This window comes from Syntrophotaleaceae bacterium (assembly GCA_041390365.1).
Taxonomy (GTDB): domain Bacteria; phylum Desulfobacterota; class Desulfuromonadia; order Desulfuromonadales; family Syntrophotaleaceae; genus JAWKQB01.
In genome coordinates this window covers 529,915-553,490 of the sequence record JAWKQB010000003.1, presented here as the reverse complement: position 1 = coordinate 553,490, position 23,576 = coordinate 529,915, and the positions used below count along the sequence as shown (strand labels likewise).

The window sequence follows — 23,576 nt, the reverse complement described above, 5'->3', positions numbered from 1 at the left end:
TATGATTATCGATCTTTTGGCAAACGCGGACCGTTACATTTCTCTTCATCCGGATTTCGCCAGGGCCTTCGCTTTTTTGAAGCGGGACGACCTGCGTGACCTGACCACTGGCCGATACGATATCGACGGGGATCGGGTTTTCGCCATAGTGGCCAGGGATCAGGGGCGCAACAAGGAAGGGTCGCGGCTGGAAATACACAGGAAGTATATCGATATCCAGATGGTGCTGGCCGGGACCGACGAAATGGGCTGGCTCCCAATCTCCAGTTGCACTGAATCGACAGGGCCCTTTGATGCGGAGAAAGATATCGGATTCTTCGACGACCTGCCCTCCGCCTGGTTTCCGGTGGAACCGGGGATGTTTGCCATCTTTTACCCGGAGGACGCCCATCTGCCTCTGATCTCCTCGGGAGAGATTCACAAGGTCATCGTCAAGATCGCAGTGAGCGAAGGACCGGTTTGACGGGCGAAAAAACCGGGATACAGTGTTGAGGATACCGGCAAACAGCCAGATCCTATCCACAAGGAGATCTCCGATGACTAAAAAAATCCCAGAGGGTTTCCATAGCGTTACACCGATGCTCGTCCTGAAGGATGCCCGCAGAGCCATCGATTTCTACAAAAAGGCCCTGGGCGCCCAGGAGTTGATGGTCATGCCGGGCCCCGAAGGGAAAGGCGTGATGCACGCCGAGATCCGCATCGGCGACTCGATCGTCATGATGGGCGAGGAATGCCCGGGGAGTTCCAGCAAAAGCGCGGAATCCCTGGGCGGCTCGCCCATCAGTTTCTACATCTATGTCGAAAACGTCGATGAGGCTTTCCAGACCGCGGTCGACGCCGGTGCCCAGGTTGAAATGCCAGTTCAGGAGATGTTCTGGGGAGACCGCATGGGGTCCGTCCGCGACCCCTTCGGCTACAGCTGGAGTCTGGCCACCCATACCCGGGATCTGACCCAGGAAGAGATCGACAAGGGCGCGAAGGAGGCTTTTGCGCAAATGGGGCAGCAGTAGAGCCAGCGACGACGAGGGCTTATTCCGTTATGCCCGAATGCCTTTGTCGGGCATCCACCCTCTATCCCTCCAATTCCGCAAAATCAACCGCGGCTCCGTCGGTCAGGCTGTCCGGCGGATAGACGATGACCTCCTCACCCTCCGACAGGCCGGACACGACCTCCGCGTCGATACCGTTGCTGTGGGCGATGTCCACTTTTCGCAGGCGGGCCTTGCCCCCCTCGACAACAAAGGTCATCCAGTCGCCGCCCCGCCGAAACAGTGCTCCGGCCGGCACCTGCAGCACGTCCTTGCCTTGCCAAGTGGCGATGCGCGCCTCCACCCGGTAGCGGTCGCCCAGTTCTCTTCCGGGCGGCGGATTTTCGAGAAACTCCACCCGCACCTTGACCCGCTGCTCTTCCACGCCGAGGGCCGAAATCTTGGTGAAGCCGCCCTTTTCGACCAGGGTGACTCGGCCGCGCAGGGACTGTTCGCCACCCCACTGCTCGATGGCGACCTCCGCTCCCGGAACGACCGCCACGGCGTCACTTGAGAGCAGTTCGATCTCCGCTTCCAGATCCCGGGGATCGCCCACTTCCATGATGGGGGTCCCGGGAGCGACCACCCGGGCGTTTTCCTCGAAGACGTTGAGAACGAAACCGTTGATGGGAGCCACGATCCGCAAAACCTTGGATGATCCGGGTTCGGGAGACTGCAACTGGACCAGCCGGGCCCGGGCCTGGTCGAGCTCGAACTCCGCCACCCGCAGGGCAAATTCGGCGGCATTCCGTTCCCGGGTCAGGATGTTCAGGCGGTTTTCCGCGGCGTCCCATTCCTGAACGGAGATGATTCCCTCCCGGCGCAGTTCATCCGCCCGTGCGAACTCCTTCCGGCCGAGATCGAGGGCGATCCGGGCGCGCTCGACTTCGGCGCGGCGCAGTTTCCGGTTGGCCTCGGCGGCTTCGACCCTCGCCTCGGCCTCGGCCCGCGCCCGGGGGTCGAGAAATCCCGATTGTTCGGCTTCGATAGTCGCCAGAACGGTTTCGCCGGCGCGGATCGGGGCTCCCGCTCTCAGCGGCACGCGCTGCAGATATCCTGACACGGGCGGGGATATCACATACCGGTGGCGGATGCGGGTCTTGCCCTCTTCCAGCACGCTGACCGTGAGCGGCCCGCGGCGGACCTTTGCGGTCTCCACCGGAATCGGGTTCGGCCACAGACCGAGGATGATCGCCGCCAGCAGCAGGCCGGCCAGAGCCCAGAGAAGGAGTTTACGCCACTGGCCCCGCTGGTTTCGGGCGGGAATGGCAATACGGGTTCGGTCGGATGCGGAATTTTGTGTAGTCGTCATCGATACCTTCATAAAATCAGAGGATGGCTAAGCCATCATTCCCGGGCCTTGAGCACCGCCAGCAGATCGAGCCTGCGGATCCTTCGACTGACGACAGCGAAAGACAGCCCTGAAGAGGCGAGCACGATCAGCACAGCGGTGGCGAAGGAGCGGGCGGTGAGGACCAGCGGCATGCGGGTGGTTTCGGTGCTGGCGCTTTCGATCAGCAGGGCCGCCAGCCAGCTGCCGATGTACAGGCCCGGCAGCAGAGCCAGCAGGGTCAGCACGGCCAGTTCTCCGATCAGCACCGCCGCCACCTCCCTTTGAGTGAAGCCGATGACCCGCAGGGTCGCCAGGTCGCGGGTCCTCTCTGAGAGGGCAATGCGCGCGCCGTTGTAGATCACCCCGAAGGACACGATCACCGCGAAACTGAAATAGATTGTCTGGACGATGTTCATCATCTGCGCCATGGTCCGGTCGAAACTCTCCCGGGCGGACCGGGTGGTTGTAACGGAGCCGATCCGGGGAGCTTCCTTCACCTCGGCGAAAAAGTCGTTCCAGCGCGACCCGTCCACTGTCACATGCGCCCCGCTGACGGTAGCGCCTTCCTGCATCAGGCGAAGGAGTCCGTCGATCTCCATGTAGGCGCCGATCCCGGCGAAATCGGTGATGGTCCCGGCGAGCACGGCGTCGACCACGGGCCTTCGGCCCTCCTGAATTTCAAGCCGCAGGATGTCGCCGGGCTCGGCATCGAGGATCTCGGCGAGTTTCGCCGACAGCAGCAGACCGGACAGGGGCAGGGCGACCTGTTTGCCCTCGGCGTCGAGCAGACGGTTCAGCCGGGTGACGGTCGGCAAACCGGTGATGGCGATGCGCCGTTCCCGATGGCCGTAACAAATCCGGGCGGCCACGCTCCGATACGGTTCGGCGCTCAAAACGCCCGGTAGCCGGGCCAGATTGTGGAGAGCTTCCGGAGAGCCGGCCTCGATCAGGTCCAGGGTCGCATCCTGGCGCTGGGCACGGCGCCATTGGAAATCCATCAGATAGTCGACCCCGTCGCGCATCGCCCCCGGCACGATCGGGATCGCGGTGGCCAGCGCCAGACCCAGGGCGGTGAAAAACGCCTGCCACGGCTTGCGTTCCAGATTGCGCAAAGCCATGCGGAAAGCCGGGGACGCCAGTTTCTGCACACCGAAGCGCTCCAGCAGGGACGGCTTGAATTCCGCGGGCGGCTCCGGCCGCATCGCCTCGGCGGGGGGCAGATTCATCGCCTGCCGCACGGCATTGAGGACGCCGAGGAACGAAGTCGCCGCGGTCGCCGCCAAACCGACCAGCAGGGCAGGCAGGTCGGGATGAAAAACCAGGGACGGAAAGCGGAAGAACTGACGGTAGAGGACGACCACCCAACTGCCGAGCGCAAGGCCCCCCAGGGAGCCGATCAGGGTGCCGGCGATCACCACGACCAGGGCGAACTTGAAGTAATGCCAGCCGACCGCGGCGGCGGAGTAGCCGAAGGCCTTGAGCTGGGCTATCTGCTCCCTCTGCAGGCGCACCAGCCGGGTGAGGGCGGCGCTGGTCATGAAAGCGGCGATGCTCAGAAAAATGACCGGAAAGGCGATGGCGAAGCCGCGCAGAATCCGGATCCGATCGTCGACCTGCCGGGCCGAAGGGTGATCGGTGCGGTTAAAAGCCACCAGTCCGCCGTAGGGTGCCAGCAGACGGTCGAGCTCCGCCTTGACCTTGCGCCCATCGCCCCCGGGGGCTACATCCACCACCACGTTGTTGAAGGCGCCGTCCAGGTCGAAAGCATTGGCCAGCTCCCGCTCGTTCATCCAGATAACCCCGTAGCGGCGGTTGTCGGGCACCACGGTACCGGGCGGCAGCTCGAAAACGAACTCGGGCGACAGGGCGATACCGACAATGCGCAGCCGCTGACGGGCGCCGTAGATGGTCGCGTCGAGGTAATCGCCGGGACGAAAGCCGTGTGCCTCGGCAAAGGCTTCGCTGACCAGCGCTTCGTCCCGACGGCCGGTTTCGGGAAGCCGTCCGCTGCGCAGAAAGAGCAGGTTGAGCAGATGAGGCTGTTCGTCCGGGATCGACAGCATGATGCCGTCGGCGGGCTCCGCCATCCCCGGCAGGTCCAGCACAGCCCCGCCCTTGACCCGGGTCTGCACTGCGGAAACATCAGGGATGGCCGCCAGCCGCGAGCGCACAGCATTGGGGGCCCGCTTGAGATCGCAGAACACGTCGGCAAAACGGTAAGAGGCGTAGTACGCGTCCCGCGCCCTTTCCAGGGATTCGATCAGACCCCGGGCCATGATCATCATGGTCAGGCCGCAGGCCATCACCAGGGCCACGGCGATCATCTGGCCCTTCATGCTGCCGAGATCCCGCAACAGCTTCAGATCAAGGGGGCGCATCGCTTTTCACCAGACCAGCGAACGCACCGGACGGCGTTCGCGATTGGCAAGAATCTCGGTAATTTGGCCGTCGGAGAGGTGGATCACCCGGTCGGCCATCTCGGCAATGGCGGCGTTGTGGGTAATGATCACCGCCAGGGTGCCGAGGTCGCGGTTCACCCGCTCGATGGCTTCGAGCACGGTGATGCCGGTCTTCACGTCCAGGGCCCCGGTCGGTTCGTCGCACAGCAGCACCTCGGGCCGCTTGGCGATGGCGCGGCTGATGGCGACCCGCTGCTGCTGGCCGCCGGAAAGCTGGGAGGGGAAATGGTCCATCCGGTCGCCGAGATCGACCAGCGCCAAAGCTTCCTCGGGCGCCATCGGATCCCGGGCGATTTCGGTGATCAGCGCCACGTTCTCCCGGGCGGTCAGGCTCGGAATCAGGTTGTAGAACTGGAAGATGAAGCCGACAGCTTCGCGGCGGTAGCGGGTCAGTTCCCGTTCGTCCGCTCCGGTGAGGTTCTCTTCCCGGAAAAATATTTCTCCGGCAGTCGGCGCATCCAGCCCGCCGAGGATATTAAGCAGGGTCGATTTGCCGCTTCCGGAGGGGCCGAGCAGCACGACCAGCTCCCCCGCAAAGAGATCGAGATCGACGCCGTTCAGCGCCCGCACCTCCACATCCCCGCCCGGATGATAGATCTTGGTGAGCCCGCGGGCGCTGAGCAGAGGCTTGCGACCTTCGACTGCTCGATCGCCTGCCTGATTCGGCATCAAATCTTCCACCATGGATCTTCCTGAGATAACGGCAGGAACAGTGCTGCCGCCTTTTCCCTGAACGATTTTGACCGATTCGACATACCGGGTCAACATATCAGATGGTGAAATAATTCTGTCCGATTGAGAGCTATTTAGACTTTTCGTTGTCGTTGTCGTAATCGTAGTCGGAGTAAAGGGAACTTCTTCGATCACGATTACGACAACAACAACCGTTCCGCTGCCGCTTCACTGACAACGAACAAAGGCTCCAGACCCGAAGCGAGTGGAGCCTTTGTCAAATTCATTTGGGAATATTACTTTTCTATCTTCCGGCTCTGGCTTCATCCAGAATCCGGCATCCCTCCATGAGGACCGATTCGAGGGACATCTCGATGTTCTGTTCCGGGAACTCCTTCGCGGGCTCGACGACGAACTCCCCGTCCTCCAGCCAGGTTATGACCTCGTAAACCGCTTCAGGACCCGTCAACTCTCCGCAGCGAGCGTGATTCAGCCGTCCCCGATTGAGGTAAATGGTGGCCTTGTTCCCTCGGCTGTTGGCGAGATCGATTTTCACCGATTTGAGTCCCTGGCTCAGGCCCTGTAGCAGGTCGGTAAAGGAAAAGGCCGAAAACGCGGCCCGAAAACTTCCGAGAGGGGCAGGTTTGGGACGCTCCATGGTGGTTTTCCGCAGGCGGGCGGCAACAATATCCATGTTGTAAGGAAAAGGGAAAACATCATCGAAACCGGCGTCGAACAGGTTGAGCATCTGCGAGGGATCATTCTCCCTGGTGATCGCATAAAGAGAGGTCTCTTCCCTCTTATTAAAAAGAGAAGCGCTTTTCATAATCTCTCTGGGGAAGCTCGGCTCATGGATAAAAATGGCAGCAGGGGGCTGACGCTCGCTCATGTTGGCGGCCTCCTGCAGGGAATTGATTTGAACCGGGTGATATCCGAGATAACGCAAACGGGTGGCAAGTTGGATCAGGTTGTGGTCGCTTTTCCCGACAATGAACAACTGGACATAGGCTGTCGCCCTGAAGTTTTCGGCACTTCTCTCGATTATCCTCAGGTAGGCCTCGACAACCTCGGACCGGGCCAGAAGACCGCTTTTCTTCCTCAGTTCGCTTTTTACGTTCATGACATGGCCTTCCGTCCGGCCCCGTGCAATATGATAGAAATGATGCCAGACGATGGCCAAAATCTGTCCGGCCAGTGCCGTTTCCGGATCGCAGTCGGTGAACTCCTTGAGATTAACCCGCTCGGAAAGGATCTGACGGAAAGCGCGGATGGCATCGTCCAGGGGCCACGGAAATTGGAGGAATTTAGCCTGTTCCAACGTCCTGTTCCAGTCGATGCCGGCAAAGTCATTTTCCGGTAATGAGGAATTCTGGTCGACCACACTTGTTCCGGTCGGAACGATCAACAGGGCCGTCAAGCGCAGGGCATCGATGGCCACCCGGTTCATTTCCAGAGCTTTGGCGAGATTGCCGATATCGTCCCGCAACAGGTCGTAGGGAGGAGTGAATGCGGCCTGTGTGGCATGGCCCTCGGTTATGATCCTGAGGGACTGGGTCAGACTCTGGTACATCCTGTCATAGGAAGCGAGATTGCCAAGTAGGCTGGTACTGATGCGGCCGAATTCAACTATATCCAGACCCGGAAGGGAGGGGGCACGGTGGCGGCACCAGTGGCGTACTTGAGGAGCCATCTCCTCTGAAACCAGAATTTTCTTCACCTCCGGTGATTGGAGCTGCTCGCGGATTTCATTCCCGTCCGAGGGCGCTAGAAGATCGAATCCCTCCCGTTCGAAAATAGGCCCCAGGAAATTTTTGAGAAACACTTCATTGCTGATCAGAAGAACCTGAGGAAGGTTTTTATCTTCTGCGGATTGCAAGAACGAATTTTCGTTTTTGGAGGCTTGGGGTTCTGTCTGGTCGAAGAGGTCCGGGAGCCTGATTCTGTTATTTATTCCGTCTATTTCGGTTTCCATTCCGAGGCTCTCGACCAGACTGGCAAACATTGCCTCCGGCGCAACCAGTATCCTCATTTTCGAACATTTGATCACTCTCCTGACGGCCATGAACGCTTTTTCGTTTTTTGGATCCGTAATCACCAGCGTCAGAATTCCGCTGCTTGCGTCGTAATCGATCGGCAGCACTTCGTTTTCGGAAACAAGGTCAGCGGGAATGGTTTTGACAAACTCCCGGGATACAGGGTCACGGGCCGGATTAAAGGCGGGTACCTGGTGCTGCAGGGAAAGAGCTTCTGCCAGTTTCCCTTCATCAATGGCTTTGGTGTTCAGCAGATGGCTTCCGATCCGGCCTCCGTGAATTTTCTGCTTCTGAAGAGCAGCTTTGATCTGTTCTTCATTGACATAGCCGAGGCGAATCAGGATCTGGTCAAGTCGGTTTTCATTCATGATGTTTTTTTGTTATTTGGCGAAATTATTGATTTTGAACGGCAATCGGGCTCTCGATCATATAGCGGACTGCCTCATCCTGGGTGATGACCTTTTCGGAAACGAGCTGTTTCAGGTGGAGATCCATCAACTGCATGCCGCTGGCCCGGTTGCTCAGGATTGCATTGTTGATGAGGTGGCTTTTCTGGTCACGGATAAGATTGCGGATGGCATGGTTTCCCATCATGATTTCAAGGGCAGCTACCCTTCCTTTCTTATCGGAGCGGCGCAGCAGCTGCTGGGAACAGACACCGACCAGGACCTCAGCCAGCATATGCCGGATCTGGGTCTGCTGCCCGGCCGGAAAAGGATCGACCACACGGCTGACGGTCTGGGCCGCTGAGCGGGTGTGCAGGGTACCGAGAACAAGCTGACCGACTTCCGCTGCCGACAAGGCCAGGGATATGGTTTCGAGGTCCCGCATTTCCCCGACCAGAATAACATTTGGATCCTCCCGCAAGGCGGCACGCAGACCGCTTGCGAAATTTTCGCAATGCTCACCGATCTGCCTCTGGTTGATGAGGCATTTCTTATTTGGATGGATGAATTCCAGGGGATCCTCCAGGGTAATAATATGGTGATTCATGGTGTCATTGAGATGATTGACCATCGCGGCAAGTGTGGTGGATTTGCCTGAGTTGGTTGGTCCCGTCACCAAGACCAGACCGGAGCGAACCGCCAGCATTTTTTTCAGAACATCGGGCAAACCCAGCTCATCGAGGGTGGGGACCTGGTTGGGTATTATCCTGAAGGCTGCAGCCATTCCCGGATATTTTTTAAAAATATTGATACGGAACCGGGCAATCCCAGGCAGGGTATAGGCGCAATCGAGGTCACCCTTCTCCTCCAGATGGCTGATCTGAGCATCGGTCAGAAGCTCGTATATGATGATTTTCACCTCATCTTCGGATAACTGGCGGTGCTCCGCCCTTTGCAGAACCCCGTTGATTCTCAGCATCGGTTCCGTGTTGGCGCTGAGATGCAGGTCCGAGACGTTGTTTTCCTGCATTATTTTCAAAAATGTGTCGATTCTTGGCATTTTCACCCCTATTTACCAACCCGGACGGACTGGAAGCATATTGCATTGAAATCAAGCAATTAGTATGCCTTGGGGTTTCCCGCTTTATGGTTGTCCTTGTCGTAATCGTTTGTGCGCATCGAGGATGAGGAAAGATCTGGACTACGCAACAGTCTCATTCAGCGCAGAATGTACCGTTCGCAGATGGTTCTGAAATGGTAGCCGTAGATGGCCAGGGTGATGACCTGAGGAAAGAGGCGGGGCCGGTGAAAAAGGGTCCAGCAAAGGGCTTTCCAGAAATAGAGACGCCCCTTGCTGAAAAGTCCCAGACGGTACAACGATTTTATAAAGGCCAGCTGATGATGAAAGTTGAGAGATGTTCGCACTTTGGGCGGGCGGTATTCCTCGAGAAAAGCCATGACCCGCTGATAATAGATCCTGGGGGAGTAAATGGTCCGCAGAATGGTCTTGTACCCTTCCTGAAGCATTTCCAGATTCATGGCAGGGATGACATTGGTCAAAAGGCTGACGTTGTCCCCTGTCGAATCGCTGTTGATACGACCCTCCCGCTTCAACCGTTCGTACAGCCTGGTTCCCGGAAGAGCCTGCAGCATCCCGACCATGGCGGTGACGATACCGCTTTCCTGGATGAAATCGATCTGGCGCTGGAAAATGGAGGGTGTATCGCTGTCAAAGCCGACGATGAATCCGCCCTGGACCTGCAGGCCCGCACGCTGCAGCCGCTTGACGTCCCCCACCAGATCGCGGCACTGGTTGTGCAGTTTGCCCGCCTCCACCAGGCCGGCATGGTTGGGGGTTTCGATACCGACGAAAACGGTATCGAAACCGGCGGCGGCCATAAGTTCCATCAGCTCATCGTCATCGGCCAGGTTGATGGAGGCTTCGGTATAGAAGCAGAGAGCCTCATGATTTCTCTGCCAGTCAATGAGAGCGGGAAGGAGGTCGTTTTTGAGCTGCTGTTTGTTGCCTATGAAGTTGTCGTCAACAAAAAATACGCTGCCCCGCCAGCCCTTTGCGTAGAGGCAGTCGAGTTCGGCGATCACCTGGGTTGTGCTCTTGATGCGCGGCCGGTGGCCAAACAGTGTCGTCACGTTGCAGAATTCGCAGTTATACGGGCAGCCACGGGAATACTGCAGACTCATGGCGGCATACCTCCGCATATCCACAAGTTCCCAGAGAGGTACCGGAGACTGGCGGATATCGGCAAACTCTGTTGTCTGATAAAGCCTTTTTGCCTTTCCCTCGGCGAAATCGGCCAGGAAGGAAGGCAGCGTCAACTCCCCTTCATTCAGAACGAAATGATCGACCTCGGGAAACAGTTCGCAGGAAGCGGTGAACAGAGGCCCGCCGGCAATGATCCGGACCCCCGCCTGCCGGCAGAGTGCGATCACCTGCCGGGCCGATTCCTGCTGGACCAGCATGGCGCTGACCAGGGCGATATCGGCCCAGGCCAGGTCCTCGGCCCTGAGCCGTGTAACGTTGAGATCGAGCAGGCGTTTATTCCAGTCGGCCGGCAGAAGCGCGGCGACCGTGACCAGACCCAGGGGCGGGGAAGACGCTTTCTTGTGGGCGAATTTCAGCGCGTGCTTGAAACTCCAGAAGGTGTCGGGAAATTCGGGATAGATCAAAAGAACATTCATTTGATCTTTCTCCTTTTCAGTATTCCGAAGCATACCAGAGAGCACGGGTTTCTCAATCCAGCCGGGGCTTTTTCCTGCTGTTCCGAATTCCTCGCGATCCAGAGTGGCGCATGCCCGTGCTCCGCATCTGCCGCCTCTGATGCTGACGTCTTGACTTCCAACTACGCTCGTTGCAGGATACCGGCAACAAACCAGAAAATATTCTCCGGGATCACAGCCGATGCGCCTGACGCTGAAAATATCCATTGCCTTCCTGCTGAGCGTGGTTCTGCTTTTTTCCCTGCACAGCTACCTTTCGATTCAACGGGAAAGGACCCAGCTGAAGGAGCGGTTGAGCCGGGAGGCCCGCAACCTTGGGGAGAGTCTGCGGGTGATGATGACGGAGATCTGGCGAATTGGGGGGCAGCAGGCCGCCATACGGTTTCTCGAAACCACCAATCTGGTCAGCGGACCTGTCCGGGTTCGCTGGGTCAGCGTCGGCGAGCCGACCGCGGAGAGGTTCCGTCCCCGGGTGCCGAAAGTCGCATTAGCCCCCCTCAGAGCGGGAGAAACCATTTCGCTGCTGGTAGAGTCCCCAGACGGTCGCGACTTTCTGGTCACCTATCTGCCCGTTCCGGTCAGCGGGGAAAAACTGGGCGCTATCGAGCTCATCGAACCGTTGGATGAGTTGCAGGGATACATCAGGGAAAGCCTGCAACGATCGGCCCTGCTGCTGGTGATTACCATCGGTTCCGGGCTGCTGCTGATGGGTTTTCTCGGCAGTTTCTGGATCAACCGCCCGGTTCGCAAGCTGGCGGAGCAAGCCGAGCGGATCGGGCATGGCGATTTTTCCACGGCCATAGCCGTCTCGGGACGGGACGAATTGGCAGAGCTTGCCGGCACCATCGACCGTATGCGCAGCCAACTGGCAGAAGCCAAAGCGGCTGAAGAGGCCGCCAACGAGGCCAGAATCGAAGCCCTGGAAAAGCTGCGGCATACCGAGCGGCTGGCCACTCTGGGGCGACTTTCGGCAGGCATGGCTCATGAGCTCGGCACCCCTCTGAACGTGATTGCCGGCCGTGCCCAGCTTATCGCCCGCCAGGATCTTTCGCCGGAAGAAGCACAGCGGTCGGCGCGGATTATCGACGATCAGGCCCAACGAATGACCACCATCATGCGCCAGCTGCTCGATTTCGCCCGTCGCGGTCAGGCGCGCAAGCAAAAGGTGGAAATGAGCGGGCTGCTCCAGAGTGTCATCGAGCTGCTGTCCCCGACAGCCCGCAAGCAATCCGTTCAGATCGTCAAGGAACACTCGCCGGAAACGTTGACCGTAGATGCCGATCCCGGCCAACTCCAGCAGGTGCTGCTGAACCTGGCCATGAACGGAATCCAGGCTATGCCCGCAGGCGGGGAACTGAGACTGAAACTGTTCCGGGAAGAGTCCCGGCCCCGACCGGAAGGCGAAACAGAAACAGACGGCCCCTGGTGCGTCATTCAGGTATCGGATGGGGGTCAGGGCATCCCTGCGCAGGATCTGCCCCATATCTTCGATCCCTTTTTTACCACCAAGGAGGTCGGCCAGGGTACGGGTCTCGGCCTGTCCATCGCCTACGGCATCATCGAGGAGCACGGAGGCTGGATCGACGTCACCAGCGCTGTGAACGAGGGGAGCACTTTTACCGTCTATCTCCCCCTGGCGAAACAGGGAGGGCGGGAATGAGCGAAGCGCGTCCGACAGGCCATCTTCTGGTGGTTGACGATGATCCGGCCCTGTGCGAACTGCTGGAGGAAATTCTGTCCGGGCGTGGCCACCGGGTGGAAATTGCCCTGGATGTGGCGGCAGCCTGGGGTATTCTGCACCAGAAGGAAATCGATGTGGTGCTGACCGATCTCAACCTGCCGGGGAAAAGCGGCATCGACTTCTGCACGGAATTGCACGTCAACCGCCCCGACCTGCCGGTGGTCATCATGACCGCCTTCGGTTCTCTTGAAACCGCGATCGCCGCCCTGCGGGCCGGTGCCTACGACTTCGTCACCAAACCGGTCGACTTCGACCTGCTGGGGTTCTGTCTGGAACGGGCGCTGCAACATCGGCAGCTGCAGGAAAAGATCCGGCTGCTGAAGGACCAGGTCCGATATCGCCAGGCGGAAGGCGACCTGCTCGGTGAAAGCCAGGCCATGCACATCATCCGGGAACAGATCGCGCGCCTGGCCGACCTGGATACCTCGATCCTGATCAGCGGCGAAAGCGGGACCGGCAAGGAACTGGTCGCCCGGGCCCTGCACCGCCAGAGCCACCGCAGCCAGGGCCCCTTTGTTGCCATCAACTGCGCCGCCCTGCCGGAGACCCTGCTGGAAAGCGAGCTCTTCGGGCATGTCCGAGGCGCCTTTACGGATGCCCGGGAAACCCGTAAAGGGCTGTTCGTCGAAGCTTCCGGCGGGACCCTGTTCCTCGACGAGATCGGCGAACTACCCCTGTCCCTGCAGCCCAAACTGCTGCGGGTGATCGAAGAACGCAGGGTCCGGCCCCTGGGGGGCAGCACCGAGATCGAGTGCGACGTGCGCATCATTACCGCCACCCACCGGGACCTGGCGGAGGCGGTCAGGGAAGGGATTTTCCGTAGCGATCTCTATTACCGCCTGAATGTCATCCCGATTGAACTGCCCCCCTTGCGGGCCCGGGGCAACGACATACTCCTGCTGGCCCATCGCTTCATCGGCGAACTGGCCCGACGATTCAACAAATCGGTGACCGGTCTCGCCGAACCGGCTGCCCGCCGCCTGCTCACTTATCGCTGGCCAGGCAACGTGCGGGAACTGCGCAACGTCATCGAACGGGCAGTTGCGCTTACCGTGCACGACCGCATCACGGTGCAGGATTTTCCCGAATTTCTTCAGAAGCCCGGAGATGTTCCCTCCCCTGCAGCCCTTCCCGATCCCCTGTCCCTGCTTCCCTTGGCTGAAATGGAACGCCGCTACATCGAACAGGTCCTCGAACAGGTCGGCGGCAACCGCACCCTGGCCGCCCGCATTCTCGGCGTGGACCGCAAGACGCTTTATCGGAAGTTGAAAGAAGAGTGAACGGTCAATCTGCCGAAAGTTGAAAGCTAGCAGTTGGCGGCGATCGGACCGATCAGTTCGATCCGACTGATAGGTCCAATGAAATTGATCGCCGCCAGCCCGCTTCGAAATATCCGACGAGGCATTTTGCCCCACAGGGGCATGTTGCCCCACTCCATTGACTACCCAACCCATTGATTTACAATGATTTTCTCTTGGCACGATGGTTGCGAATAGAATGCTTGTTCGCTAACCGATTCTAGCGCGAAGGGAGAACTTCATGAACCTTACTTATCCCCGCATCCTGCTCGCCGAGGATGATCGCGAACTGAGGGAGCTTCTGGCCTTCTGTCTGTTCCGCGCCGGCTACAGTGTGACCAGCTGCGACAATGGCCTTGAACTGCTCGAGCGCCTGGAGCTTTCTTCAGGGGGCAAGGAAGAGCGGTTCGATCTTGTACTGACGGACCTGCGCATGCCGGCCCTGACCGGTCTGGAAGTACTCGAGGCCCTGCACGACCTGCCCGACCGTCCGCCGTTTGTGTGCATGACGGCCTTCGGCGACGAGGCCACCCATATACAGGCGGAGCGACTCGGCGCAACTTTGACCATCGACAAGCCTTTCGACCTGGATGATCTGATTTCCCTGGTCAATTTACTGTGTACCAGCAAATCTTAACGCCATGAGAGGAAAGCATTATGACAAATCGAAGACTTGGAAAACTTTCTATCATTTTGTCCTTGTTGGCCGCCCTGGGGTTCGGGGCTATCCTGCCGCAGCCGGGTCTGGCCCAGGAACAGGGCCTTGAAAGCCTGCGGCAAAGCGGCAACGCCTTTCGCAGCGTCGCCAAAAAAGTTTCTCCGGCAGTGGTTTTCATCCAGACGGAGCGAGTGATCTCCGGACAGCAGCAGACGGAATTTTTCTTTCCCCACGGCAGTCCTTTCGATGACGAGTTTTTCCGACGCTTCTTCGGAGAAACTCCGCAGTTCCGCAGTCCCAACAACTCCCCCCGTCAGCGTCAGGAGATGGGGCAGGGCTCCGGTTTCCTGATCTCCTCCGATGGATACATCCTGACCAACAATCACGTGGTCGGCCAAGCCGATACGGTGACGGTCAAGCTGCAGAACGGCCGGGAATACACCGCCAAAATCGTCGGCACCGACCCCCCCACCGACCTTGCCGTAATCAAGATCGAGGCCACCAAGCTTCCTTTCCTCAAGCTTGGAGATTCGAGCAATCTGGAAGTAGGGGACTGGGTTCTGGCCGTCGGCAACCCCTTCGGCCTTTCCCACACCCTGACGGCGGGGATCGTCAGCGCCAAGGGGCGTAGCGGCATCGGCCTCAACGACTACGAGGATTTCATTCAGACCGACGCGGCCATCAACCCCGGCAATTCCGGGGGACCGCTGGTCAATCTGGACGGCGAAGTGGTCGGCATCAACACCGCCATTTTCAGCCGGAGCGGCGGTTACATGGGCATCGGCTTCGCCATTCCCATCAACATGGCCAAGAACATTCGCGAGCAACTGGTGGAAGAGGGCCAGGTGACCCGCGGGAGGGTCGGCGCCTACATTCAGGATATGACCCGGGAACTGGCCGAGTCCTTCGGACTCGACAAAACCGAGGGTATCGTCGTCACCCAGGTGATGGAGGATTCCCCGGCACAGAAAGCCGGCCTGCGTCAGGGCGATGTCATCCTGGAAATGAACGGCAAGAAGGTGGACAAGGCCTCCACCTTCCGCAATCGTGTGGCCATGACGGCCCCGGGCACCAAAATCGAACTCTCCATCGTTCGGGAAGGCAAGCCGAAAAAGGTGGATGTCACCATCGGCCGACTGGATGCGGATGAGCAGACGACGGCAGCCGATTCCGGTAGCCTGCCCAAACTGGGCATGGGACTCCAGGAGCTGACACCCGACCTCGCCGCCCGTCTGGGTTACACAGGCCAGACCGGGGTCCTGGTCTCCTCCGTGGAACCGGGCAGTCTGGCCCAGCGAGCCGGGATACAGCGCGGCGACCTGATTCAGGAGATCGACCGGAAACCGGTCAAAAATCCCAGGGAGGTACGCCAGCGCCTGACCCTGGAAAAGGGCAAGAGTCATCTGCTGCTGATCCGCCGCGGTCAGGGCAGCCTGTTTCTGGCCCTGAAAAATGACGGATAATGTCCAACTCTTCCCCTGCCCCGGACTCCATTCCGGGGCGGGGGATCGTTGCTTGATTCCAGCGTGTCTTGCGGTTATGATCCTTTACTTATTTATCCCCTAAAATCCATTTTCATCCATAGGTCTTGTGGGTTCCACAAGACTCATAAGACCTATAATAAGGCCCTTTTTCCATGGATTCCGTTCAAAACCGTTTTTCCCGATTGAACCTCGCGCTCAGCCAGCAGGTCATCGGTCAGGAGCTGCTGCTTGAGCGATTGCTCATCGCTCTTTTAGCCGACGGTCACCTGCTGGTGGAAGGGGCGCCGGGTCTGGCCAAGACCCGGGCCATCCGCCAGCTCGGCGGCAGGATCGAAGGCAGTTTCCACCGCATCCAGTTCACTCCCGACCTGCTGCCGGCCGACCTGACCGGCACCGATATCTACCGCCCTCAGGACGGCTCTTTCAACTTTCAGCCGGGTCCTCTTTTTCACAACCTGGTATTGGCCGACGAGATCAACCGGGCTCCGGCCAAGGTGCAGTCGGCCCTGCTGGAGGCCATGGCGGAGCGGCAGATCACGGTGGGGCACAAAACCTATCCCCTGGCCGACCCTTTTTTGGTCATGGCGACCCAGAATCCCATCGAGCAGGAGGGAACCTACCCCCTGCCCGAAGCCCAGCTCGATCGCTTCCTGCTTCATGTCCGCGTCGGATACCCGGCGCCCGAAACCGAACGGCAGATTCTCGCCCTGGCGCGGGCGGAAGCCACTGCCGAGATGGACAACCCTGGACAGCCTGAACGGGTCGAGTCGGATCAGCTCTCTGCTGCCGACCTGCGTCAGGCCCGCCGGCAGGTGCTCGAATTGCACTTGGCCGACAGTCTCGAGGAATATCTGCTGCAGCTGGTGCTCGCCACCCGAGACCCCCGCCCCTATGGCGAGGATCTGGCCGGCCTTATCCAGTTCGGCGCCAGTCCCCGCGCCGGCATCGCCCTCGATCGCTGCGCCCGGGCAAGAGCCTGGCTGCGGGGCCGTGACTATGTGCTGCCTGAGGACATCCAGGACCTGGCTTTCGATGTGCTGCGCCACCGGGTGCTGCTCAGCTACGAAGCCGAGGCGGAGGGGATGACGGTCGACCGGCTGGTCGGGGAACTGATCGCCCGGGTGCCGGTGCCTTAGTACAGCAATTTATGGGACCTATGAGACCCATATGACCCATGAGTCCTATTGTATTAAAATTTCCAGGCAAGATCAGACCATGACGTCACCAAATTCACCTGTCAGCATCGACCTGCCGGGCCTGATCGCCCTGCGGAATCGGCTGGTTGGCATCCCTCGGACTGAGATCAAAACAGCGGCCTCCGGCGATGGGCCCTACCGCACCCGCTTTCGGGGCCGGGGTATGGAGTTCGCCGAGGTGCGGGCCTACCAGCCGGGGGACGATGTGCGCAGCATCGACTGGCGGGTGACGGCCCGGCGGGGCAAGGCGCATACCAAGCTGTTTCACGAGGAGCGTGAGCGGCCGGTGCTGCTGGCGATCGATTATCGCAGGCCGATGTTTTTCGGCACCCGCGGCTGCTTCAAGGCGGTGCAGGTCAGCCGACTGGCGGCCCTGCATGCCTGGCAGGCCCTGGACCATGGCGACCGGGTCGGCGGTCTGATCTTCTCGGAAGACCACCATGTCGAGGTGCGCCCCCGGTCGGGCAAGGGCGCGGTTCTCGGTCTGTTGCGGCGAATGGTGCAGGATCCCGCCTGGCAGCGGCCGCTCCATCGCCCCTTTGATCCGGCCCGTGACCTGGCGGCGACCCTGCAGCGGCTGCACCGGGTCGCACGACCGGGCAGCCTGATCCTGCTATTGAGCGATTTCACCGGTTGGGATCCGGAGGTGGAGAAGCAGTTGGCCCTGCTCGGCCGCCATTGCGAACTGACCCTGGTGCATTGCTATGACCCGCTGGAAAGGGAACTTCCCCCGGAGGGAACCTACCGGGTCAGCGACGGCGCCGCCGATCTGACCATCGCCACCGACGACCCTGCGGCCCAGCTCCGCTATCGGGCAGGTTTTGCCGCCCGCTGTCTGCAGGTGCAGGATTTCGCCCGCCGCTACCGCTGCCGCCACCGGGAATTGCGCACCTGCGACGATCCCCTGGATTGTCTTCAGCCGACTCCGGCAGGGAGGCGCTGACATGCTTGCTCCCTCCGTCATCGATCCGCAAACCCTGCCCCTGCGCGACATCCATCTGCCCGATCCGGTCTCCTGGTGGCCGCCAGCCCCCGGCTGGTGGCTGCTGACGATTCTCGCCCTGGCCCTGACAGCAGGATCAGGATGGCTGTATGTCCGCTATCGGCGCGGCCGTTATCGGCGGCTGGCCCTGGCGGAGCTCGACCGGCTGGACACCCTGCCGGATGCCGAACTGGCCGCCGGGCTGTCGCAACTGCTGCGGCGGGCGGCTCTATGCCATTTCAACCGGGCGGATTGCGCCGGGCTGAACGGCGAAAAGTGGCTGGAATTTCTCGACCGCCCCTTTGCCGATCGCCCCTTTACCGAAGGGATCGGTCGCTGTCTGCTGGAAGCTCCCTATCGCCCCGATGTTCAATTCGACCGCAAGGAACTGGCCGATCTCTGCCGCCGCTGGCTGACCTCTTTGCCGCCCGCGGGTGGTTCCGGGAGGATTCCATGATCCAGTTCGCCTGGCCCTGGGCCCTGCTGCTGTTGCCCCTGCCCTATCTGGTCTATCGCCTGCTGCCGCCGGCCCTGGCCGCCGAGGAGGCGGCCCTCTGGGTGCCGAGCCTTGAGGCCTTTGCCGCGGTGCGACACGAAGGGGGGAGGCGGCGGACCGGGCGTTTTTGCAAAGTTCTGGCGGCCTGCTGCTGGCTGCTGCTGGTCCTCGCCTGCGCCCGGCCCCAGTGGCTGGGAGACCCGGTCGAGCTGCCCGTCAGCGGTCGGGACCTGGTTCTGGCGGTAGACATTTCCGGCAGCATGACCACCGAGGATTTTGAGCTGGGAGGCAACACAGTGGATCGGCTGACCGCTCTCAAGGCGGTGGCCGCGGAATTCATCGCCCGCCGGGTCGGCGACCGCCTCGGACTGATCCTGTTCGGTGAACAGGCCTATGTGCAGACCCCGCTGACCTTCGATCGCCCGACCCTGCAGCAGCTGCTCGACGAGGCTGTTGTCGGCCTGGCGGGGCAAAAGACCGCCATCGGCGATGCCATCGGTCTGGCGGTCAAACGCCTGGAGGGGGAGGAAGGGCGGCGCCGGGTGCTGATCCTGCTGACCGACGGTGCCAATACGGCCGGCCGCGTCTCCCCCCTCAAGGCGGTCGAACTGGCCGCAGGTCAGGGCCTGAAAATCTACACCATCGGCATCGGCGCCGAAGCCATGGAGGTGGGCGGCCTGTTCTTTTCCCGAACCGTCAACCCTTCCGCCGATCTCGACGAGGAGACGCTGACAGCCATCGCGGGACAAACCGGGGGCCGCTATTTTCGTGCCCGGGATAGTGCCGAGCTGGTGGACATCTATGCCCTGCTCGACCGTCTCGAGCCGGTGGAGCGGGAGCAGGAGGTTTATCGTCCCATCACCGAACTCTACTTCTGGCCCCTGGGCCTGGCCTCGGCCGGAGCTTTTCTTCTGATGCTCGCCCGGCACCCGCTGCCGTTTTTCAGGAGGCGCTCGTGACGGATTTTCATGTCCTGCGTCCCGGTTGGCTTCTGGCCCTGCCACCGGTACTGGCGCTGCTGGTCTGGCTCTGGCGCAAACAGGTGCGCAGCCGCAGCTGGGAGAAGGTCTGCGATGCGGACCTGCTGCCCCACCTGCTGCTGGGACGTTCGCGACGCCGTGCAGCCTGGCCCTTGTGGCTGCTGCTGGGAGGCGCGCTGCTGTCGATTCTTGCCCTGGCCGGACCGGCCTGGCGCCAACAGCCGCAGCCGCTTTTCCGACAGCAGTCGGCGTTGGTGATCCTGCTCGACCTGTCCCGCTCCATGAGCGCGGGAGATCTCAAGCCGAGCCGTCTGGAGCGGGCCCGGTTGAAGGTCGAAGACCTGCTGAGCCTGCGCAGCGAGGGGCAGACCGCTCTGATCGCCTTTGCCGGCGACGCCTTTACCGTGACGCCCCTCACCGATGATACAAATACCATCCGCGCCCTGCTTCACAGCCTCGACCCCAACCTGATGCCGGTTCAGGGCAGCGAGCCGCAAAAAGCCATTGAACTCGGCCTCCAGCTCCTGCAACGGGCGGGGCTGAAACAGGGCCGCCTGCTGCTGATCACCGACGAGGATCGCCCGGACAAAGCTCTGGAGGCGGCCCGGGGCCTGCCCTCCCAGGGCATCGACCTGGCAGTTCTGGGCGTGGGCACAACGGAAGGAGCTCCGGTGCCGCTGCCGAGCGGCGGTTTTCTCAAGGACAACGGGGGCGCCATGGTCCTGCCGAAACTGGAGGAAGCCGGACTGAAACAGCTGGCGGCAGCCGGGGGCGGCAGCTATCGACGATTGAGTATCGATGAGGGCGACCTGCGGGCTCTTCTGGCGGGGGTGGACAGTCAACGCATCGACCGGGCCGAACAGGCGGGCGGCAGGACGGGACAGCGCTGGCGGGAGGAGGGCGTCTGGCTGCTCTGGCCCCTGGCCCTGCTGGCTTCTTTGGCCTTTCGCCGCGGCTGGCTGGTCCTGTTCATTCTGATCGCGCTGCAGCCCCGTCCGGTTTTGGCCTTTTCCTGGAACGATCTCTGGCAGCGTCCGGACCAGCAGGCCGCCGCGGCTTTTGCCGAGGAGGATTACGAAAAAGCCGGGCATCTGTTCCGGGACCCCCGCTGGAAGGCGAGCGCCCATTACCGGGGAGGGGACTACCAGGCCGCCGCCGAAGCCTTGCAGCAGCCGGAGACCGCCGACGACTGGTACAACCGGGGCAATGCCCTGGCCCGCGCCGGGCAGCTGCCCCAGGCCCTGGAGGCCTATCGCCAGGCTCTGGCCGGCGACCCGGAACACGCCGACGCCCGCTACAACAAGGATTTGGTGGAAAAAGCCCTGCAGAAACAGCAGCAACCGCAACAGAACGACGGATCACCCTCCGAAAAGCCCCAAGCATCCTCCCGGGATTCGGAGAAAACCGGGCAACCTCAGGATCACCCGGATGACGAATCCCGGACGGCGGACGATGACCCGGCCCGGGAAAATCCCGCTGAAGACCGGAGTCGGGATTCGGACGCTTCCCCCGAATCCTCCCGGCCCCCGGCACGCGCATCCGATGCGAGGTCTGACCGGGAAACTCACCCGCAGCAGGAGAGTGTCGCCCCGCCTGATGAGCCCGAAAAGCGACCGGAATCGCCCCCGGCGGCCCCGGCCGACGAGGAGCAGCTCTCAGCAGAAGAGCAACGGGCGATGCAACAATGGCTGCAGCAGATCCCCGATGACCCGGGCGGCCTGTTGCGGCGGAAATTTCTTCACCAGTACCGGCAGCGCGGCCGACAGCTGGAAACGGATCGACCATGGTAATCATTCGATTATTCTGCCTGACCTTGCTGTTTTCCCAGCTCCTGTCCTTTGCTTCCTTCGCCGCCGAGGTGCGGGCGATCGCCGACCGGGATCGGTTGAACCTCGGGGAGAGTCTGCAGCTCGAACTGCGGGTCGACGGAAAACCCGACGGAGAGGCTGATCTGTCCGTGCTGGAAAAGGACTGGGAACTTCTCAATCAGTCGCAGAGCAAACAGATCAGTCTCGTCAACGGCGAATTCAACCGCTCCGTTGTCTATTCCCTGACCCTGATGCCCCGGCGCGAAGGGGAACTGGCCATTCCGGCCCTCTGTTTCGGCTCCGACTGCAGCCTGCCGCTGCCGATTCGGGTCCTTGCGGGCGAGGGCCCTTCCGAATCCGCCGAAAGCGCCAAGGTTTTGCTGGAAGTGGAGTTCGACGCCGCACAGGTCCTAAGCCAGAGCCAGGTGCTGCTCACCGTCCGCCTGCTGCATCGGGCGGATCTGCTGCGGGGAAGCTTGAGCGAACCGGAGCCGGCCGGAGTGGATGCAGTCCTGCAGAAACTGGGGGAGGACCGCAAGTACCAGACCCGCCGTGCCGGCACCCTTTACGGCATCATCGAGAGGAGATATGCGATCTTTCCCCAGGAACCGGGCACTCTGAGCATCCCTCCCCTGCGTTTCGACGGCCTGCTGGCGGGAACGCCCTCCCGTTTCGATCCTTTCGGCCACCAGGGGGAACGGATCCGGCTTTTGTCCAAACCAAAGACAATCGAGGTGCTTCCCCCTGCCTCAGACCTCGCGGACCGTTCCTGGCTTCCCGCCCTGGCTCTGACCCTGGAAGACGACTGGCAGGGGCGGGTCATGGAGGTCACCGTCGGCGAGCCGGCAACGCGAACCCTGACTCTCACCAGCGAAGGTCTGCAGGCTGCTCAACTCCCGGAACTTCAGGTTGGAATCCCCCCGGGATTCAAAAGCTATCCTGACCAGCCGAGCCGCAAGGACCAAGTCGGCCATACGGGACTGACAGGGGTTTTGCAGCAGAAAGTCGCCCTGGTGCCGACCCGGGCCGGTCGTTACCTGCTGCCGGCCATCAACCTCGAATGGTGGGATGTCCGGGGCGGCCAATGGAGAACGGCCCACCTCGACCCGGTGGAGATGGTGGTCAAACCCGCGCCCGGAACCACCGCTGCGGCTCCCGATGCCGGAGCACCGCCAGCCGAACCGGAGATCCAGGAAAATGAGCCGTCTCCCGGATCTGCGGCGGTTCAGGAGCACATTGCGCTGCCGCCCGCTCCCCCTTCCGCAGCCCCCTCCGGTTTCTGGTTCTGGCTCAGCCTGGCCCTGGGTGCCGGCTGGCTGATTACCCTCATGCTTTTGCTGCGGGAAAGGTTCAAGCGTCAACCCCCATTAGAGTCGCAGTCCGATGAAAACCCGCGAAGGCGGGAGAAAACGGCTCGTCAGGCCCTCCTGCAAGCCGCCCGAAACGACGATCCCCGTGCCACCCGCGCCGCCTTGACGCGTTGGATCGCAACCCTCTGGCCCGGGGAGCCCCAGGCCGGCCTGGAGCGGCTTTACCGGAGCGCCCCTGCTCCCTTGAGGGTTGAACTTGAACGCCTCGACCGGGCACTCTATGCCGCTGCGGGGGAAGTCTGGACCGGGCAAGCCCTGATCGAGAACCTCACCCAATGGCAGCCCCCCGGCCGAAACAGGGCCCCCCAGAATGGCCTGCCCGAACTCTATCCCGCAAGCTCAACCGATGAAAGGATTGTACAATGAGTGAGTTTCCCGAATGTCCGCAATGCGGCTCCGAATACACCTATGAGGATGGGCTGATGTTCGTCTGTCCCGAATGCGGTCATGAGTGGCCCCGGGAAGGTACGACGAATAAGGAGGAAAGGGCAGGTGCCAGCTGCGATGCCTACGGCACCCCTCTTCAGGACGGCGACAGTGTTACCGTGATCAAGGACCTGAAGGTGAAAGGATCGTCGCTGACGGTCAAGGTCGGCACCAAGGTCAAAAACATCCGTCTCTGTGACGGCGATCACGACATCGACTGCAGGATCGAAGGCATCGGCGCCATGAAGCTGAAATCCGAGTTCGTGAAAAAGGCCTAGAAGCCTGTCGGACTTAAGCATGAATCCCGCAAACCCAACAGGCTCCCAGCCGCAATGTTCACTAAAGTGAAAAAATACTTGAATGCAGCGCTTTTTTCCTTCACTATAGTGATCCAGAGATTATTTTCCACCGCAATTTAAAAAGGAAAAAATTCACTATACTGAAATAAAAAAAACCTCTTTGAGCCCTTTATATCACTTAAGTGAAC

At 60.8% G+C, this 23,576-nt stretch carries 19 protein-coding genes; 13 read left to right on the top strand and 6 right to left on the bottom strand.

From position 1 onward, the window contains the following. The first annotated feature begins 1 nt into the window (after nucleotide 1). A complete protein-coding gene (locus R2940_14840; protein MEZ4601063.1) occupies nucleotides 2–463 on the top strand; it encodes a YhcH/YjgK/YiaL family protein in 462 nt (153 codons plus the stop codon). Between the two features lie 73 nt (nucleotides 464–536). Continuing rightward, complete coding sequence (locus R2940_14835) at nucleotides 537–1,010, top strand: VOC family protein (protein ID MEZ4601062.1); 474 nt, start codon at nucleotides 537–539, stop codon at nucleotides 1,008–1,010. 61 nt (nucleotides 1,011–1,071) lie between these two features. Here R2940_14835 and R2940_14830 read toward each other — a convergent pair whose 3' ends face one another. From R2940_14830 to R2940_14805, 6 genes are all read right to left on the bottom strand, one after another. Beyond that, complete coding sequence (locus R2940_14830) at nucleotides 1,072–2,340, bottom strand: HlyD family efflux transporter periplasmic adaptor subunit (protein MEZ4601061.1); 1,269 nt, start codon at nucleotides 2,338–2,340, stop codon at nucleotides 1,072–1,074. 35 nt (nucleotides 2,341–2,375) lie between these two features. Beyond that, the gene (locus R2940_14825) at nucleotides 2,376–4,739 is read right to left on the bottom strand and encodes an FtsX-like permease family protein (protein ID MEZ4601060.1); all 2,364 of its coding nucleotides are present in this window, start codon (nucleotides 4,737–4,739) and stop codon (nucleotides 2,376–2,378) included. Between the two features lie 6 nt (nucleotides 4,740–4,745). After that, a complete protein-coding gene (locus tag R2940_14820; protein MEZ4601059.1) occupies nucleotides 4,746–5,504 on the bottom strand; it encodes an ABC transporter ATP-binding protein in 759 nt (252 codons plus the stop codon). Between the two features lie 292 nt (nucleotides 5,505–5,796). After that, a complete protein-coding gene (locus tag R2940_14815; protein ID MEZ4601058.1) occupies nucleotides 5,797–7,893 on the bottom strand; it encodes a DUF4388 domain-containing protein in 2,097 nt (698 codons plus the stop codon). A gap of 25 nt (nucleotides 7,894–7,918) precedes the next feature. Continuing rightward, nucleotides 7,919–8,971, bottom strand: coding sequence for a type IV pilus twitching motility protein PilT (locus R2940_14810; protein MEZ4601057.1), 1,053 nt, complete (start codon nucleotides 8,969–8,971; stop codon nucleotides 7,919–7,921). Between the two features lie 158 nt (nucleotides 8,972–9,129). Further along, complete coding sequence (locus R2940_14805) at nucleotides 9,130–10,611, bottom strand: B12-binding domain-containing radical SAM protein (protein ID MEZ4601056.1); 1,482 nt, start codon at nucleotides 10,609–10,611, stop codon at nucleotides 9,130–9,132. 220 nt (nucleotides 10,612–10,831) lie between these two features. On the opposite strand from R2940_14805, the gene R2940_14800 reads away from it, so the two are divergent. The 11 genes from R2940_14800 to R2940_14750 all read left to right on the top strand — a co-directional run bounded on the left by R2940_14800 (nucleotide 10,832) and on the right by R2940_14750 (nucleotide 23,367). Further along, nucleotides 10,832–12,310 (top strand): ATP-binding protein, encoded by a 1,479-nt coding sequence (locus R2940_14800; protein MEZ4601055.1) that lies wholly within the window; start codon nucleotides 10,832–10,834, stop codon nucleotides 12,308–12,310. Further along, the gene (locus R2940_14795) at nucleotides 12,307–13,671 is read left to right on the top strand and encodes a sigma-54 dependent transcriptional regulator (GenBank protein MEZ4601054.1); all 1,365 of its coding nucleotides are present in this window, start codon (nucleotides 12,307–12,309) and stop codon (nucleotides 13,669–13,671) included. The genes R2940_14800 and R2940_14795 overlap by 4 nt, the downstream gene beginning before the upstream one ends. Before the next feature lie 259 nt (nucleotides 13,672–13,930). Continuing rightward, nucleotides 13,931–14,326, top strand: coding sequence for a response regulator (locus tag R2940_14790; protein ID MEZ4601053.1), 396 nt, complete (start codon nucleotides 13,931–13,933; stop codon nucleotides 14,324–14,326). Between the two features lie 20 nt (nucleotides 14,327–14,346). Next, nucleotides 14,347–15,810: a DegQ family serine endoprotease gene (locus tag R2940_14785; protein MEZ4601052.1), complete on the top strand. Its 1,464-nt coding sequence runs from the start codon at nucleotides 14,347–14,349 to the stop codon at nucleotides 15,808–15,810. A 173-nt stretch (nucleotides 15,811–15,983) separates the two neighbouring features. Continuing rightward, nucleotides 15,984–16,967: a MoxR family ATPase gene (locus tag R2940_14780; protein ID MEZ4601051.1), complete on the top strand. Its 984-nt coding sequence runs from the start codon at nucleotides 15,984–15,986 to the stop codon at nucleotides 16,965–16,967. 79 nt (nucleotides 16,968–17,046) lie between these two features. Continuing rightward, nucleotides 17,047–17,970, top strand: a complete 924-nt coding sequence (locus tag R2940_14775) for a DUF58 domain-containing protein (protein MEZ4601050.1) — start codon at nucleotides 17,047–17,049, stop codon at nucleotides 17,968–17,970. Nucleotide 17,971: 1 nt separating this feature from the next. Continuing rightward, nucleotides 17,972–18,466, top strand: a complete 495-nt coding sequence (locus tag R2940_14770) for a DUF4381 domain-containing protein (protein ID MEZ4601049.1) — start codon at nucleotides 17,972–17,974, stop codon at nucleotides 18,464–18,466. Next, nucleotides 18,463–19,464 (top strand): VWA domain-containing protein, encoded by a 1,002-nt coding sequence (locus tag R2940_14765; GenBank protein ID MEZ4601048.1) that lies wholly within the window; start codon nucleotides 18,463–18,465, stop codon nucleotides 19,462–19,464. The genes R2940_14770 and R2940_14765 overlap by 4 nt, the downstream gene beginning before the upstream one ends. Further along, nucleotides 19,461–21,275, top strand: a complete 1,815-nt coding sequence (locus R2940_14760; GenBank protein ID MEZ4601047.1) for a VWA domain-containing protein — start codon at nucleotides 19,461–19,463, stop codon at nucleotides 21,273–21,275. The genes R2940_14765 and R2940_14760 overlap by 4 nt, the downstream gene beginning before the upstream one ends. Then, nucleotides 21,269–23,029, top strand: a complete 1,761-nt coding sequence (locus R2940_14755) for a BatD family protein (protein ID MEZ4601046.1) — start codon at nucleotides 21,269–21,271, stop codon at nucleotides 23,027–23,029. Before R2940_14760 ends, R2940_14755 begins: the two co-directional genes overlap by 7 nt. Beyond that, the gene (locus R2940_14750; GenBank protein MEZ4601045.1) at nucleotides 23,026–23,367 is read left to right on the top strand and encodes a zinc ribbon domain-containing protein YjdM; all 342 of its coding nucleotides are present in this window, start codon (nucleotides 23,026–23,028) and stop codon (nucleotides 23,365–23,367) included. The genes R2940_14755 and R2940_14750 overlap by 4 nt, the downstream gene beginning before the upstream one ends. Nucleotides 23,368–23,576 lie beyond the last annotated feature (209 nt).

Coding starts and splice junctions, on each gene's coding strand:
- R2940_14770 (MEZ4601049.1), top strand. CDS start 17,972: ATGCTTGCTCCCTCCGTCATCGATCCGCAAACCCTGCCCCTGCGCGAC.
- R2940_14810 (MEZ4601057.1), bottom strand. CDS start 8,971: ATGCCAAGAATCGACACATTTTTGAAAATAATGCAGGAAAACAACGTC.
- R2940_14820 (MEZ4601059.1), bottom strand. CDS start 5,504: ATGGTGGAAGATTTGATGCCGAATCAGGCAGGCGATCGAGCAGTCGAA.
- R2940_14835 (MEZ4601062.1), top strand. CDS start 537: ATGACTAAAAAAATCCCAGAGGGTTTCCATAGCGTTACACCGATGCTC.
- R2940_14805 (MEZ4601056.1), bottom strand. CDS start 10,611: ATGAATGTTCTTTTGATCTATCCCGAATTTCCCGACACCTTCTGGAGT.
- R2940_14830 (MEZ4601061.1), bottom strand. CDS start 2,340: ATGACGACTACACAAAATTCCGCATCCGACCGAACCCGTATTGCCATT.
- R2940_14815 (MEZ4601058.1), bottom strand. CDS start 7,893: ATGAATGAAAACCGACTTGACCAGATCCTGATTCGCCTCGGCTATGTC.
- R2940_14755 (MEZ4601046.1), top strand. CDS start 21,269: ATGGTAATCATTCGATTATTCTGCCTGACCTTGCTGTTTTCCCAGCTC.
- R2940_14775 (MEZ4601050.1), top strand. CDS start 17,047: ATGACGTCACCAAATTCACCTGTCAGCATCGACCTGCCGGGCCTGATC.
- R2940_14800 (MEZ4601055.1), top strand. CDS start 10,832: ATGCGCCTGACGCTGAAAATATCCATTGCCTTCCTGCTGAGCGTGGTT.
- R2940_14785 (MEZ4601052.1), top strand. CDS start 14,347: ATGACAAATCGAAGACTTGGAAAACTTTCTATCATTTTGTCCTTGTTG.
- R2940_14795 (MEZ4601054.1), top strand. CDS start 12,307: ATGAGCGAAGCGCGTCCGACAGGCCATCTTCTGGTGGTTGACGATGAT.
- R2940_14780 (MEZ4601051.1), top strand. CDS start 15,984: ATGGATTCCGTTCAAAACCGTTTTTCCCGATTGAACCTCGCGCTCAGC.
- R2940_14790 (MEZ4601053.1), top strand. CDS start 13,931: ATGAACCTTACTTATCCCCGCATCCTGCTCGCCGAGGATGATCGCGAA.
- R2940_14750 (MEZ4601045.1), top strand. CDS start 23,026: ATGAGTGAGTTTCCCGAATGTCCGCAATGCGGCTCCGAATACACCTAT.
- R2940_14765 (MEZ4601048.1), top strand. CDS start 18,463: ATGATCCAGTTCGCCTGGCCCTGGGCCCTGCTGCTGTTGCCCCTGCCC.
- R2940_14840 (MEZ4601063.1), top strand. CDS start 2: ATGATTATCGATCTTTTGGCAAACGCGGACCGTTACATTTCTCTTCAT.
- R2940_14825 (MEZ4601060.1), bottom strand. CDS start 4,739: ATGCGCCCCCTTGATCTGAAGCTGTTGCGGGATCTCGGCAGCATGAAG.